Origin of the sequence: Komagataeibacter melomenusus (genome assembly GCF_013155395.1) — a bacterium.
Classification (GTDB): Bacteria; Pseudomonadota; Alphaproteobacteria; order Acetobacterales; family Acetobacteraceae; genus Komagataeibacter; species Komagataeibacter melomenusus.
Genome location: NZ_JABJWC010000009.1, coordinates 66,887 through 79,787, shown reverse-complemented (window position 1 = coordinate 79,787; position 12,901 = coordinate 66,887). Strand labels below are relative to the sequence as shown.

Genomic DNA, 12,901 nt, shown 5'->3' with positions numbered 1-12,901 from the left:
CTCGGGCGGAAAAGGAACAGGGCCATTGTAAATGATCCTGTTTTGTTCCATATTGCAGGACAGGTCGCGCCCCTGTTGCGGGCTGGCGCGGTCGGGCAGGGTGCCCGTTATAAGGTTTCATTCCACAAGAAGCAGGTAGGCAGGCAATGGCACAGGCTCCGGGTATAGATAAAAGCAAGGCCCTGGAAGGGGCATTGAGCCAGATCGAGCGCGCGTTCGGCAAGGGTTCGATCATGCGCATGGGCGAGCGCCCGTCCGAGCAGGTGGACGTGATCTCGACCGGCTCGCTCGGCCTCGATATCGCGCTGGGCATTGGCGGCCTGCCGCGTGGCCGCATTGTCGAGATTTATGGCCCCGAAAGCTCGGGCAAGACCACCATGGCGCTGCATGCCATTGCCGAGGCCCAGCGCAAGGGGGGCACCTGCGCCTTCATCGATGCCGAGCACGCGCTTGACCCCGGCTATGCCCGCAAGCTGGGCGTGGACGTGGACAACCTGCTGATCAGCCAGCCCGATGCAGGCGAGCAGGCGCTCGAGATTGCCGACACGCTGGTGCGCTCGGGCGCGATTGACGTGCTGGTGGTCGATAGCGTGGCGGCCCTCGTGCCGCGCGCCGAGCTTGAGGGCGACATGGGCGACAGCCATGTCGGCCTGCATGCCCGCCTCATGAGCCAGGCCTTGCGCAAGCTGACCGGCTCGGTCTCGCGCTCGAACACCATGCTGATCTTCCTCAACCAGATCCGGCTCAAGATTGGCGTGATGTTCGGCAGCCCCGAGACGACGACGGGCGGCAACGCGCTGAAGTTCTACGCCTCCGTGCGCATGGACATCCGCCGCATCGGCTCGATCAAGGACAAGGACGAGGTCACCGGCAACCAGACCCGCGTCAAGGTGGTCAAGAACAAGATGGCGCCGCCTTTCCGCCAGGTCGAGTTCGACATCATGTATGGCGAAGGCATCAGCAAGGTGGGTGAACTGATCGACCTTGGCGTCAAGGCGGGTATTGTTGAAAAATCCGGGGCCTGGTTCTCATGCGACAGCCAGCGCATCGGGCAGGGGCGCGAGAACGCCAAGCAGTTCCTGCGCGACCACCCCGAAATGGCTGCCGATATCGAGCGCCGCGTGCGCGAGCAGGCCGGCGTGGTGGCCGAAGCCATGCTTGTTGGCCCCGATGAGGAAGGGGCGGACTGATTGCCCTTGGCCTGTTCCATTGTAACAGGCTATCGTCCCTGCGCTCTGGCATGGCCCGTACCATGCCGGGGTCAGGGCCTGAAAAACGGGGGGCAGGGGCAGCCGGAATGAGACCACGTCTTGCAATGATCGGATTGCTGGCCTGCCTTGCCGCCTGTAGCGGCGGGCATGACGACAATAATGATCCGGCCGATGTGGATGAAGCCCCCCGCCCGCTCGGGCGCAGCGCGTGGGAGGGGCGCCACGGCACGCATGCAGGCGACGCCCTGCGCCCGCTCTCGCGCCACCTGCCCAGGCCACCCAGCCCCGGTGATGAAGCGGGCACCGAAGACTATCATCCCCCCCCTGATGCGGCGGCGATGCAGATGATTTCCTCAGGCTACGACCCCAACCAGGCGGGTGATGACAGCCCCTCTGACAGTGATGATGGCAAGCATTTCGTCGTGCCCGACACGCAGGTCAGCTACGGCAGGCAGGGCAAGTAGGGGCAGCGCGCTTACAGCACAAGCACCGCGCGGATGTCGTTTACGTTGGTCAGGGTCGGGCCGGTCATGACCAGGTCGCCCGTCTGCCTGAACAGCGTGTAGCTGTCATGCGCGCGCAGGGTGGCGCGCGGGTCGCAGCCCGCGGCCCTGGCGCGGGCCAGCGTATCGGGGGTGATGATGGCGCCTGCCGCATCCTCGGTGCCATCAATGCCATCGCTATCTGCCGCAATGGCCCAGATGCCGGCCGCCCCCTGCAGGGTGCAGGCCATGGAAAGCAGGAACTCGGTATTACGCCCGCCCCGCCCCGGCGCAGGGCCTGCGGGGTTGATGCTGACCGTCGTCTCGCCGCCTGAAAGCAGCACGGCAGGCCCCGCCACGGGCAGGTCGTGCAGGCGGGCCGACAGGGCGATTCCGGCCATGAGCGTGCCAGCCTCGCGGCTTTCGCCCTCCAGCGCATCGCCCAAAATCAGCGGGGTGAGGCCGCAGGCGCGGGCCGTGCAGCTCGCGGCTTCGAGCGCCATCAGCGGTGTTGCGATCAGCGTGGCCCGGTTGGCGGGCGACAGTACCGTGGGGGCCGCATCCTGTTCCAGCACCATCCGGGCGGCCTCGGGCAGGGCAATGCCGTAATGGGCAAGGATGGCGCGGGCATCGGCGGGGGTGGTGGGGTCTTCCACCGTGGGGCCGCTGGCAATGGTCAGCAGGTCATCACCCGGCACGTCGCTTATGGCCAGCGTCACGACCGGGGCGGGCCGGGCCGCCATGGCCAGCCCGCCGCCCTTGATGGCCGAGAGGTGGCGGCGCACCACGTTCATGTCGCGTATGCTGGCCCCGCTATGCAGCAGGGCGCGGTTGATGCCGCGCAGGTCATCGAGCGTCACGCCGGGTCTGGGCAGTTCCAGCAGCGCCGACCCGCCACCGGAAATCAGGGCGATGATCAGATCATCAGGCCCCAGCCCGGACACTGCCGCCATCATGGCGCGGCCTGCCGCCACGCTGCGGGCATCGGGCACGGGGTGGGCGGCCTCCAGCACGCGGATGCGCTGCGTGGGGGTGGCATGCCCGTCACGCGTGACCACGCAGCCGTTCATCTCCACATCCGGCCAGGCGCGCTCAAGCGCTGCCGCCATCGAGGCCGCCGCCTTGCCCGCGCCCACCACCACGCACCGGCCCTTCGGCCTGCCGGGCAGGTAGCGGGCCAGCACCCGGTCGGGCATGGCACTGTGGATGGCGGCATCAAGGATGCGGCGCAGGGCGGTGCGCGCGCGTTCATCGCTCCAGTCCGCAGGCGTGCCCGGGTGCGGCCCGGCGGAGAACGGGTGGATGGTCGTGTCGTTCATCTTGGTGTCCGTAGTCATGGCGCGATCCGGCATGGAGCCGCAACAGGGGGCAGGAAGCTGCGTGTGTTCCATACCATTCCTGCCGGGGCGGTCAGTGTGTCACAATTGTCACGTCTGTGTCAGGATGGGCGGAATGCGGCGGGTTGTGGCGGGCGTACACGCTAAATTGGGCGGCCCATCTCTGGATTGGCGCAGGCGATGGTGATACGCGGCAGATGGCCTGCACCCATGGGCGGGCTGCCACAGCAGAAAGGACAAGGGCATGGAGGACTGCATGCTGGACGCGCGTCCCGTCATCTCCACGCATCCGGCTCCCGGCCCGGTGCAGCCTTACCTGATCTTTCCCCGCCCCGAATGGGCGGCCCTTCGCGCCAATGTGCCGCAATCGCTGGGCGAGGCGGATATCGCCACCCTGCGCGGGCATAACGAGCCGGTCTCGCTGGAAGACATAACCGAGATCTACCTGCCCCTGTCGCGCCTGCTCAACCTGCATGTCATGGCCACCCGCAGCCTCAACAGCATGGTCAAGAGCGCGTTCATGGGCAGGCCGGGCGTGACCATGCCGTTCGTGATCGGCATCGCGGGCAGCGTGGGGGTGGGCAAGAGCACGTTTGCCCGCCTGCTGCAGGCCGTGCTGTCGCGCTGGCCCGACCACCCGAACGTGGCGCTGGTCACGACCGATGGCTTCCTGCTGCCCACGCGCGCGCTGGAAAAGCGCAACCTCATGCACCGCAAGGGCTTCCCCGAGAGTTATGACCTGCGGCAGATGATCGGCTTCCTTTCGGCGCTCAAGGCGGGCGGGCGCAACCTCAAGGTGCCGGTCTATTCGCATGAAGCCTATGATATCGTGCCCGGCCGCCATCAGGTGATCGACCAGCCCGATATCCTGATCTTCGAGGGGCTGAACGTGCTCCAGACCGTGTCCGAGCAGCCGTTCATGGCATCCGACTTCTTTGATTTCTCGATCTATCTCGATGCCGATACCAAGGTGATCGAGGACTGGTACGTCAAACGCTTCCTGCTGTTGCAGAAAACCGCCTTCCGCAAGCCCGGCTCCTATTTTCACCATTACGCCGACCTGCCCGAACGTGAGGCCGAGCAGCTTGCGCGCGACATCTGGCGGCGCATCAACCTGCCCAACCTGCAGCAGAACATCCTGCCCACGCGCGAGCGCGCCCGCGTGGTCATGCACAAAAGCCCCAGCCATGCGATCGATACGGTGTGGATGCGCCAGATTTAAGGATGGGTTGTCTTGACCGGTCATTATGGTTCGGTCAGGGCGCATGAGAAAGGCGGCCCGGAGTGTTCCGGGCCGCCCTGGCGCGCGGGACCTGCCTGTGCGGCTTATGCGTTGAGGTAGATGGTCTTGGTATCGACATAGGCTTCAAGCCCGTACTGGCCGTCCTCGCCACCGATGCCGCTATCGCCATAACCGTGATGGAAGCCCTGCGCGGCCTCGCCACCTTCGCGGTTGACGTAGATCTCGCCAAAGTTCAGTTCGTTGGTCATGCGCATGATGTTGCTGAGGTTCTGCGTGAACATGTAGGCCGACAGGCCATAGCGCGAGTTGTTGGCCTGGGCGATGGCATCATCAAAGTCTTTCACCCGGATCAGCGACAGCACGGGGCCGAAGACTTCGTCCTGCGCAATGTCCATCTCCGCCGTGACCCCGGTCAGCAGGGTAGGGGCGTAGAAGTGGCCCGCATCATACGCGCCCCCGGTCAGGCGCCTGCCGCCGAGTTCGACCTTCGCCCCCTGCCCGATGGCTTTCTGCACGATGGCATCGACCTTCTCGAGTTCGGCGGCGCTGATCTTGGGGCCCATGTCGGTGGCTTCATCAAGCGGGTCGCCGGTTTTCAGCGCGGCTACCTTCGTGCGCAGGCGGGTGAGGAATTCGTCATACACGGCGGTGTGCACATAGGTGCGCTCATTGGCCGTGCAGACCTGCCCGCAATTCATGAAGCGCGCGGCCACGGCGGCGTCTACCGCCTTTTCAATATCGGCATCCTCCATCACGATGAACGGGGCCTTGCCGCCGAGTTCAAGGCGCACTTCCTTCAGCCCTTCGGAGGCGGCGGCCATGATCTTGCGGCCCGCGGGCGTGCTGCCGGTCATGGTGATGAGCTTGGTGATGGGGTTGGTCACCAGCGCATTGCCTACCGTGGCGCCGCCCCCGGTCACGACATTGAACACGCCCTTGGGGAAGCCCGCCTCAACCGAGAGTTCAGCCAGCGCGAAGGTGGAAAGCGGGGTGAGTTCATGCGGCTTGATGACGAACGTGTTGCCTGCGGCCAATGCCGGGCCAAGCTTGCGCGCGGTGAGTGCCAGCGGAAAATTCCATGCCGAGATGCCCGCCACCACGCCGTGCGGGATCTTCTCGATCAGGATTTTCTCGCCGGGCCGGCTGCCGGGAATGATGTTGCCTTCAAGCCGGCGCACGTTCTCGGCGGCGAAGCGGATCAGTTCGATGGCAAACCCCACCTCGATGCGGGCTTCCTTCAGCGGCTTGCCGTTCTCCGAGGTGATGATGCGGGCCAGTTTTTCGCTGTCGCGCCGTATCAGTTCAATCAGGCGGTAGAGGGTGTCGGCCCGCCCGGTCGCAACGCGCCGGCTCCATGCGGGAAAAGCCGCCTGCGCGGCCTCGAGCGCATGCTGCACATCCGCTTCGGTGGCAACGGCCACTTTGGCCAGCACATCGCCCGTGGCGGGGTTGTGGATGGTGTCGTGCCCGGAACTGCCGGGCTTGCGCCAGTTCCCGTTGATGAACAGGTCGTAGGTTCTTGGTCGGGCCGAGATATGGATCATGGTCCGGTATTCTCCTTTTGTTAACAGGCAAGGGCGCGCGGCAAGGCCACCCGTGCCCCGTTGCAGGGGGCAGGGTGGATGCGCGCGGCGTATGGCAATGGCAGGCGTGTGGTCAGGATTGCAGGAACGGACGCCCCTCATGGGCCACGAGCAGGTCGTGCATGTCGGTTGCGTGTTCTTCCTCTTCCGCCAGGATCTTTTCGAGCATGATGCGCGTTGTGGGGTCGTGATCGGCAAAATAGCGGATCAGTTCACGGTAATGTTCGATCACCAGCCTCTCGGCCACCAGGTTCTGGCGCACCATCTCAACGAGGTTGCCGCCACTGCCGTATTCGCTGGCGGAGCGGGTGGCCAACCCCTCGGGCGAGAGGTCGGGCACGCCGCCAAGCTGGTCGATGCGCGCGGCAGCCCACATCATATGGGCGCGTTCTTCCTTGGCGTGGGTGGCGAACTCGGCGGCCACGCTCTCGCTGGTCAAGCCCTCGACGGAGATGGAATGCATCGTATAGCGCAGCACGCACACAAGCTCGGTCGCCACCACGGTCTGCAACAGGTCGATGGCCGTCTGCACATTGCCCTGATAGGCAGGGGTGAGCGCGCCTTTCTCGATTGCTTTCTTCGCGCGTTCACGCAGGGTCTTCACATCGGTGAGGAAGGTATTGCCAGCACTGTCGGCCATGACGGGTTTCCCTGTAGTCGTTGGCACGCGGCGGGCCGCATGCGTGTTGATAGGTGATTGCCGCAGTAACGGGCCGAAAGAGCGCGTGGTTCCCCCCAAATGGGCCGCCTTTCATGACAAAACGCCCATAAACCCGAGAAAATGGGGGCTCAGGCAGGTTTTTCGCATGTACAGGCGTTGCCATTCACGTTCAGATCATTATTGATCTGAATTAATAAGACCTATTTGCATTAAGGATGACTCAAGCGCATGGTAGCATTCACCGCAGGCCAGCCCGAAAAGCTTCCCCGCCGCGCCTTGAGCGAGGAAGCCTATGATCATGTGCGTCGTGGGTTGATCCGTAGCCGGTATCGCTCTGGCGAACGGCTGGTCCTGCGTCCGCTTGCCGCTGAACTCGGGCTGAGCCCCACGCCCGTGCGCGAGGCGCTGCTGCGGCTTGTGTCCGAGCATGCGCTGGAACTCAATGATCGCAACACCGCCATCGTGCCCGCCATGACCCAGCGCAGCTTTGCCGAGATCCATGACCTGCGGATGGATCTTGAAATGCGCCTTGCCGCCGCCGCCGCCCAGCGTGCCTCCACCCACGGCATCGAGGCGCTGGTCATCTTGCAGCACCAGTTCATGGATGCCTCACGCGCGCGTGATGACGGGGGCATGGCGGCTTTCAACGCCGATTTTCATACCACGGTCGCAGCCCTGGCCGAACTGCCGCTTACGGCCAACATCCTGCGCAACCTGTGGATGCGGATCGGGCCGATCTATGCTTTGTCGCGCCCGATGATCCAGGCCGAGCACGAAGGCCGCACCCACCCGCATGAAGACCTGATCACCGCCCTGCGCCAGCGCGACGTGACCGCGGCGCAGGCGGCGGTCACGCGCGATTTCGAGCATGCGCGGCGCTGGATCGAGCCCCGCCTGTCGTAACCGGCGCGGTGGCCAGGGGCCAGCCTTATGGCTGGCCCGAGTGGCGCATCTGCGGCACCTCGATGTCGATCTCGAGCATCGAGACGGAATTGCCCCGGTCCAGCTTGACCTGAACCTTGTCCTGATCAACGGCGATATGCCGCTTGATGACTTCAAGAATTTCGGCCTGCAGCTTGTTCAGCAGGTCGGATTCATTGCCATTGCCGGTGCGCTCATGCGCCAGCAGGATCTGCAGGCGGTCACGCGCCACCGGGGCCGAGGTCTTGGAACTGCGGCCAAAGAAGGAACCGAACAGGCTCATCAGCTTTTCCCCTTGAACAGGCGTGCCAGCAGGCCCTTGCGTTCAACCGGCACGGTCACTTCCAGCTTCTCGCCTTCCAGCCGGCGCGCGGCTTCGGCATAGGCGCGGGCGGGGGGGCTGTCGGGGCTGCTCAGGGTCACCGGCGCGCCGAGGTTGGAGGCGCGCAGCACTTCCTCGCTTTCGGGGATGATGCCAAGCAGCGGGATGGACAGGATCTCGAGCACGTCCTCGATGCGCAGCATCTCGCCCCGGGCGGCGCGGGCGGGGTCATAGCGGGTGAGCAGCAGGTGCTTCTCGATCTTGCCGCCGCCCTTGGCCTTCTCGGTGGTGCTGTCGAGCATGCCGATGATGCGGTCGCTGTCACGCACCGACGAGACCTCGGGGTTGGTCACCACGATGGCGTGGTCGGCATGGTACATGGCCAGCTGCGCGCCGCGCTCGATGCCTGCGGGGCTGTCGCATATCACCCAGTCGAACTTTTCGCGCAGCTGCGCCATCACGCTGGCCACGCCCTCTGCGGTCAGCGCGTCCTTGTCGCGTGTCTGCGAGGCGGGGAGGATGGACAGCGTCTCGATCCGCTTGTCGCGGATCAGCGCCTGCGAGAGCTTGGCATCACCCTGGATGACGTTGATCAGGTCGAACACCACGCGCCGCTCGGCCCCCATGACCAGGTCGAGGTTACGCAGCCCGACATCGAAATCGACCACCACCACATTCTGGCCTGTCTGTGCCAGCGCCGCGCCGAGTGCCGCGGTGGACGTGGTCTTGCCGACGCCGCCCTTGCCGGATGTGACAACCAGCACTTTTGCCATGGGGGTAGTTCCTTGTGCGCTTTTGGGGGGGTGTTTTCTTGTTCATGACCTGATGGATACGGTTGTAATATGGATGGGCACGCGTGATGCGCAACGGGGGCGAGGCGCGTGTTCAGGGTTTGCGGCCCCTGAGGGTGGGCGGCACAAGCGGCTGGACCACAAGTGTGTCATTATTGAGAATGATCTGCGCCGGTTTTTCAACATAACGCGGGTCGATTTCCTCGGCGGTGATGTAATAACCGTCGATCGCGAGCAGTTCGGCCTGCATGGAATGGGCAAAGATGCGGGCATCGGGCTGGCCGTTCATGCCTGCTATGGCGCGGCCGCGCAGCGGGCCATAGACATGGATCGATCCCCCTGCCGTCACCTCCGCCCCCGAGCCGACCGAGCCGAGGATGATGATGTCGCCATCAGGGTTCATGATCACCTGGCCCGAGCGGATCGGCTGCTCGATGATCAGCGAGCCGCCACGCGGGGGCTCGGGGGGGGCAGGCGCGGTATCCTCAGGGATCTCCACCGCCCCCGAGGCGCGCCCGCCCTGGAAGCCCGCGGGCCAGTCCCACCCTGCGCAGGCGGGCCAGTTCGTGTCGCCGCCTTCGATGCCGATGATGCGGATGCCGCGCGCGCGCAGCGCGGGGTACAGTTCGGCCAGCCCTTCGGTCCCGGCTTCGAGCAGGGAGAGGTCGAGGATGACCGGCTTGCCCGCGAAGAAGGCGCTCGATCGCGCGATCTGCGCATCAAGGCCAGCCAGCCAGTCGGCCAGCAGGGGTTCGGGGGAAAGGACCAGGGCCAGGAAGGACCGGCCACGGGCGCGGATCTTGGGTGTGGGACGCAGTTCGTCTGGCAACGTGTTCCTGTCCTGCTCTGGGTCAATGGGCCTGTCTGTTTTCAGCTACCGCGCCGTAGCCTGACTGTCGAGGGAATCCTGTCTTTTCATGGATATGCAGTACCGGTTTTGCAGGGATGTGTGGCATGGGGCGTACTCGGGGCTTGGCGAAGGGCGTGGCAATGCAATAAAGCGGGAACATGCGCATCCTGTACCACCTTCCCCTTTCGCCCTATGCCCGCAAGGTTCGCCTCGTGATGGGTGAAAAACGGCTGCCGTTTGAACTCAAGATCGAGCGTGTGTGGGAACAGCGCCCCGACTACCTCGACCGCAACCCCGCCGGCACCGTGCCCATGCTGCAGGAAGATACCGGGCTGTGCATTCCGGATTCGTGGGTGATCTGCGAATACCTTGAGGAAGCCTATCCCGACACCCCGCTGCTGGGCCGCACGCTGGCCGAGCGGGTGGAGGTGCGCAGGCTGGTGGTGTGGTTTGACGAGAAATTCGGCCGCGAGGTCTCGCGCAACCTTCTGACCGAGAAGGTGTACAAGCGCATCTCCGGCACCGGCAACCCCGATGGGGCGGCACTGCGGGCGGGGTATGCCAATATCCGCACCCATCTCGCCTATATCGACTGGCTGGCGGAAACGCGGCGATGGCTGGCGGGCAACCAGCTCTCGCTGGCCGATTTCGCGGCGGCGGCCCATCTGTCGTGCCTCGACTTCCTTGATGACGTGGACTGGTCGCGCGCGCCTGCCGCCAAGGACTGGTACGCCCGCGTCAAGAGCAGGCCGTGCTTCCGCTCCGTGCTGCAGGACCGGATCTCGGGCTTTACGCCGCCCGCCCATTACGCGGACCTGGATTTCTAGCGCATGACAATGCAGGGCGCGGGCCATGATGCCATCGTGCTGGGCGCGGGGGCCGCGGGCCTCATGGCGGCTGCCACGGCAGGGCAGGGTGGCGCACGCGTGGTGGTGCTTGACCATGCGCAGCACGCGGGGCGCAAGATCCTCATCTCGGGCGGGGGGCGGTGCAACTTCACCAACATGGATGCGGGGGCGGGGCAGTTCCTGTCCGCCAATCCGCATTTTGCCAAATCGGCGCTGGCGCGGTACACGCCCGCCGATTTCCTGGCCCTTGTCCAGCGCCACCGCATTCCGTGGCACGAGAAGGCGGCGGGGCAGCTCTTCTGTGACCGTTCGGCGCGCGACATCGTGGACATGCTCATGCGCGAATGTGCGGCAGGCCAGGTGGACATGCGCCTGTCGCACCGCATCATCGACGTGGCGCGGGACGGGGCGGGGCAGTACCGCGTCGAGACCGACCACGGCGTGTTCCATGCCCCGAGCCTGATCGTGGCCACCGGCGGGCTGTCGATTCCCAAGCTGGGCGCCACGGGGCTGGCGCATGATCTCGCGCGCCGTTTCGGGCTGCGCGTGGTGGCCCCGGCGCCCGCGCTCGTGCCGCTGACCTTTGGCGCGCGCGACCGGGAGTGGATGGAGCCGCTGGCCGGGCTGTCGGTTACGGTGGGCATTACCTGCCATGAGGGCGCGGGGCGGCAGGCGCGGCATGTCACCTTCCGCGATGGCATGGTGTTCACCCATCGCGGGTTGTCGGGGCCTGCCATCTTGCAGGCGTCATCGTACTGGCAGCCGGGCGAGGCGCTCGAGATCGACCTGCTGCCCGGCATCAATGCGGCGGCCCGCCTGCTCGAGATCAAGCGCGACCGCCCGCGCGCGGGCGGGGTTGCCATGCTGTCCATGCTGCTGCCGCAGCGCCTGGCGCAGCTTTTCGCGCAGTCCTGCCTGCCTGAGGGCCAGCTTGCGGGCCTGCCCGATTCGGTGCTGGCCGATACGGCTGGCATGCTTGGGGCCTGGCGGCTCAACCCGCATGGCACGGAAGGCTACGTGAAGGCCGAGGTCACGCGCGGCGGCGTGGATACGGCCTGCCTCTCCTCGCGTGATATGGAGGCGCGTGACGTGCCGGGGCTGTTCATGGTGGGCGAGGCGGTGGACGTGACCGGCTGGCTGGGGGGCTACAACTTCCAGTGGGCATGGGCCAGCGGGCATGCGGCCGGGCAGGCCGTGGCTGCACGTCGCGGCTGAATGCTGTTTGCGGGCCAGCCCTTCCTGCTCCTTTTCCTGCCGGTGGTGCTGGGGCTGTATTATGCCGTCGCCGCCAGCAGGGCCGCCCGCCAGGCCGTGCTCATTGCCGCATCGCTGATCTTTTACGGGTTGTGGGACTGGCGGTTCGTGCCCTTCCTGCTGGGCATGACCGGCTTCAGCCAGGGTGTTGCCGTGCTGTGGGGGCGCACGCGGTGGCGGGGCTGGCTGTGGCTGGGTATTGCGGGCAACCTTGCGGTGCTGTTCGGCTTCAAATACGCGGGCTGGGTGGCAGGCGGCGTGCTGGCGGCCATGGGGCGGGCGCCCGTGCCGTGGCCGATCATCCTGCCGCTGGGGCTGTCGTTTTTCGTGTTCCAGAAAATCTCCTACCTTGTTGACCTCGGGCGCGGACAGGCGCGGGTGTACCGGCTGGCGGATTTTGTGGAGTTCGTGACCTTCTTCCCGCAACTCGTGGCCGGCCCCATCGTGCGGCATAACGAACTGATCCCGCAATTCGATGCCAGCCCGCGCGGCCCGGCCCTGTGGGAGAACCTTGGCCGCGGCTTCCTGCTGCTGCTGGTGGGGCTGGGCAAGAAGGTGGGGCTGGCCGATACGCTGGGCAGCGTGTGCACGCCGGTGTTCGAGGCCGCCCACATGGGCCATGCCCCGGCGCTGGGGGCGGCGTGGCTGGCGGCAGTCAGCTTCATGCTCCAGATCTATTTCGATTTCTCCGGCTATTCGGACATGGCGATCGGCATGGCGCTGATGATGGGCATCCGCCTGCCGTTCAATTTCAATGCGCCCTACCGCGCCGTATCGGTGCGTGACTTCTGGCGGCGGTGGCACATGACGCTGTCACGCTTCTTGCGTGATTACGTCTATATCCCGCTGGGCGGCAACCGCTGCGCGCCCGCGCGGCAGGCAGTGAACGTGATGGCCACCATGGGGCTGGCCGGGCTGTGGCATGGCGCGGGGTGGAATTTCTTGCTCTGGGGCCTGCTGCATGGCGCAGCGCTCGCCACAGCGCATGCATGGGACCGCACCGGGCGCGTCCTGCCACGGGGCATGGGCTACGCGCTGACCATGGGCTTCGTGCTGCTGACATGGGTGGTGTTCCGCGCCGCCGACCTGCCCACGGCAGGGCGCATGCTGGCGGGGATGGCAGGTGCGCATGGCGGGAGCAGCGTGGCGGTGGCGCACCCCGTGGTGCTGGGCCTTGCGCTGGTTATTGCGGTGATTGGCCCCGCCTCGCAGCAGGTGGTGCTGGAGCGCGTGCGGCCCGCGCCCTGGCTTGCGGTGGCAGCCGGGATCGCTTTCGTGCTGCTGGTGTTTCTGGTCGGCGGCAGGCCGCCGGAGGCGTTCATCTACTTCCAGTTCTGAAGACTGGTCCAGATTACACCGCCTTTTTGAAAAAAGGCGGCACCCAAAAACTTTTATTCT

13 protein-coding genes are annotated in these 12,901 nt (G+C 65.7%); 7 read left to right on the top strand and 6 right to left on the bottom strand.

Annotated elements, in window-relative coordinates:
- The first annotated feature begins 146 nt into the window (after positions 1–146).
- On the top strand, positions 147–1,190 hold the full coding sequence (gene recA, locus HNW77_RS05755) for a recombinase RecA (RefSeq protein ID WP_078526443.1): 1,044 nt from the start codon (positions 147–149) through the stop codon (positions 1,188–1,190).
- A 125-nt stretch (positions 1,191–1,315) separates the two neighbouring features.
- Entirely contained in the window at positions 1,316–1,675 is a 360-nt protein-coding gene (locus tag HNW77_RS05750) for a hypothetical protein (protein ID WP_172156042.1), read from the top strand.
- Positions 1,676–1,686: 11 nt separating this feature from the next.
- On the opposite strand, the gene HNW77_RS05745 is transcribed toward HNW77_RS05750, so the two are convergent.
- Entirely contained in the window at positions 1,687–3,012 is a 1,326-nt protein-coding gene (locus tag HNW77_RS05745; protein ID WP_172156040.1) for a glycerate kinase type-2 family protein, read from the bottom strand.
- Positions 3,013–3,274: 262 nt separating this feature from the next.
- Here HNW77_RS05745 and coaA point away from each other — a divergent pair, with 262 nt between their 5' ends.
- The gene (coaA, locus tag HNW77_RS05740) at positions 3,275–4,252 is read left to right on the top strand and encodes a type I pantothenate kinase (protein ID WP_172156005.1); all 978 of its coding nucleotides are present in this window, start codon (positions 3,275–3,277) and stop codon (positions 4,250–4,252) included.
- Between the two features lie 104 nt (positions 4,253–4,356).
- Here coaA and aldA read toward each other — a convergent pair whose 3' ends face one another.
- Both aldA and HNW77_RS05730 read right to left on the bottom strand, forming a co-directional pair.
- Positions 4,357–5,817 (bottom strand): aldehyde dehydrogenase, encoded by a 1,461-nt coding sequence (gene aldA / locus HNW77_RS05735; RefSeq protein WP_172156003.1) that lies wholly within the window; start codon positions 5,815–5,817, stop codon positions 4,357–4,359.
- Between the two features lie 112 nt (positions 5,818–5,929).
- A complete protein-coding gene (locus HNW77_RS05730) occupies positions 5,930–6,496 on the bottom strand; it encodes a ferritin-like domain-containing protein (protein WP_172156001.1) in 567 nt (188 codons plus the stop codon).
- Positions 6,497–6,745: 249 nt separating this feature from the next.
- On the opposite strand from HNW77_RS05730, the gene HNW77_RS05725 reads away from it, so the two are divergent.
- Positions 6,746–7,420, top strand: coding sequence for a GntR family transcriptional regulator (locus HNW77_RS05725; protein ID WP_078526452.1), 675 nt, complete (start codon positions 6,746–6,748; stop codon positions 7,418–7,420).
- 25 nt (positions 7,421–7,445) lie between these two features.
- Here HNW77_RS05725 and minE read toward each other — a convergent pair whose 3' ends face one another.
- From minE to minC, 3 genes are all read right to left on the bottom strand, one after another.
- Positions 7,446–7,721: a cell division topological specificity factor MinE gene (gene minE, locus HNW77_RS05720; RefSeq protein WP_172155999.1), complete on the bottom strand. Its 276-nt coding sequence runs from the start codon at positions 7,719–7,721 to the stop codon at positions 7,446–7,448.
- A complete protein-coding gene (minD, locus tag HNW77_RS05715; RefSeq protein WP_172155997.1) occupies positions 7,721–8,533 on the bottom strand; it encodes a septum site-determining protein MinD in 813 nt (270 codons plus the stop codon). The genes minE and minD overlap by 1 nt, the downstream gene beginning before the upstream one ends.
- A gap of 112 nt (positions 8,534–8,645) precedes the next feature.
- Positions 8,646–9,380 carry a septum site-determining protein MinC gene (gene minC / locus HNW77_RS05710; RefSeq protein WP_172155995.1) on the bottom strand — a complete coding sequence of 245 codons (735 nt, stop codon included), beginning with the start codon at positions 9,378–9,380 and terminating at the stop codon, positions 8,646–8,648.
- Positions 9,381–9,559: 179 nt separating this feature from the next.
- Between minC and fzlA the strand changes: the two genes are divergently transcribed.
- Genes fzlA through HNW77_RS05695 form a run of 3 tightly spaced genes read left to right on the top strand, consistent with a single transcriptional unit; the run spans position 9,560 to position 12,841 of the window.
- Positions 9,560–10,228, top strand: a complete 669-nt coding sequence (fzlA, locus tag HNW77_RS05705; RefSeq protein ID WP_172155993.1) for an FtsZ-binding protein FzlA — start codon at positions 9,560–9,562, stop codon at positions 10,226–10,228.
- Positions 10,229–10,231: 3 nt separating this feature from the next.
- Positions 10,232–11,464 (top strand): BaiN/RdsA family NAD(P)/FAD-dependent oxidoreductase, encoded by a 1,233-nt coding sequence (locus HNW77_RS05700; RefSeq protein WP_172155991.1) that lies wholly within the window; start codon positions 10,232–10,234, stop codon positions 11,462–11,464.
- On the top strand, positions 11,465–12,841 hold the full coding sequence (locus HNW77_RS05695) for an MBOAT family O-acyltransferase (RefSeq protein ID WP_172155989.1): 1,377 nt from the start codon (positions 11,465–11,467) through the stop codon (positions 12,839–12,841).
- The last annotated feature ends 60 nt before the right edge of the window (positions 12,842–12,901 follow it).

Excerpts from the sequence above, each read along its gene's own strand:
- HNW77_RS05750 (WP_172156042.1), top strand. The coding sequence starts at position 1,316 with ATGATCGGATTGCTGGCCTGCCTTGCCGCCTGTAGCGGCGGGCATGAC.
- aldA (WP_172156003.1), bottom strand. The coding sequence starts at position 5,817 with ATGATCCATATCTCGGCCCGACCAAGAACCTACGACCTGTTCATCAAC.
- HNW77_RS05695 (WP_172155989.1), top strand. The coding sequence starts at position 11,465 with ATGCTGTTTGCGGGCCAGCCCTTCCTGCTCCTTTTCCTGCCGGTGGTG.
- fzlA (WP_172155993.1), top strand. The coding sequence starts at position 9,560 with ATGCGCATCCTGTACCACCTTCCCCTTTCGCCCTATGCCCGCAAGGTT.
- HNW77_RS05725 (WP_078526452.1), top strand. The coding sequence starts at position 6,746 with ATGGTAGCATTCACCGCAGGCCAGCCCGAAAAGCTTCCCCGCCGCGCC.
- HNW77_RS05730 (WP_172156001.1), bottom strand. The coding sequence starts at position 6,496 with ATGGCCGACAGTGCTGGCAATACCTTCCTCACCGATGTGAAGACCCTG.
- HNW77_RS05745 (WP_172156040.1), bottom strand. The coding sequence starts at position 3,012 with ATGAACGACACGACCATCCACCCGTTCTCCGCCGGGCCGCACCCGGGC.
- coaA (WP_172156005.1), top strand. The coding sequence starts at position 3,275 with ATGGAGGACTGCATGCTGGACGCGCGTCCCGTCATCTCCACGCATCCG.
- HNW77_RS05700 (WP_172155991.1), top strand. The coding sequence starts at position 10,232 with ATGACAATGCAGGGCGCGGGCCATGATGCCATCGTGCTGGGCGCGGGG.
- minD (WP_172155997.1), bottom strand. The coding sequence starts at position 8,533 with ATGGCAAAAGTGCTGGTTGTCACATCCGGCAAGGGCGGCGTCGGCAAG.
- minE (WP_172155999.1), bottom strand. The coding sequence starts at position 7,721 with ATGAGCCTGTTCGGTTCCTTCTTTGGCCGCAGTTCCAAGACCTCGGCC.
- recA (WP_078526443.1), top strand. The coding sequence starts at position 147 with ATGGCACAGGCTCCGGGTATAGATAAAAGCAAGGCCCTGGAAGGGGCA.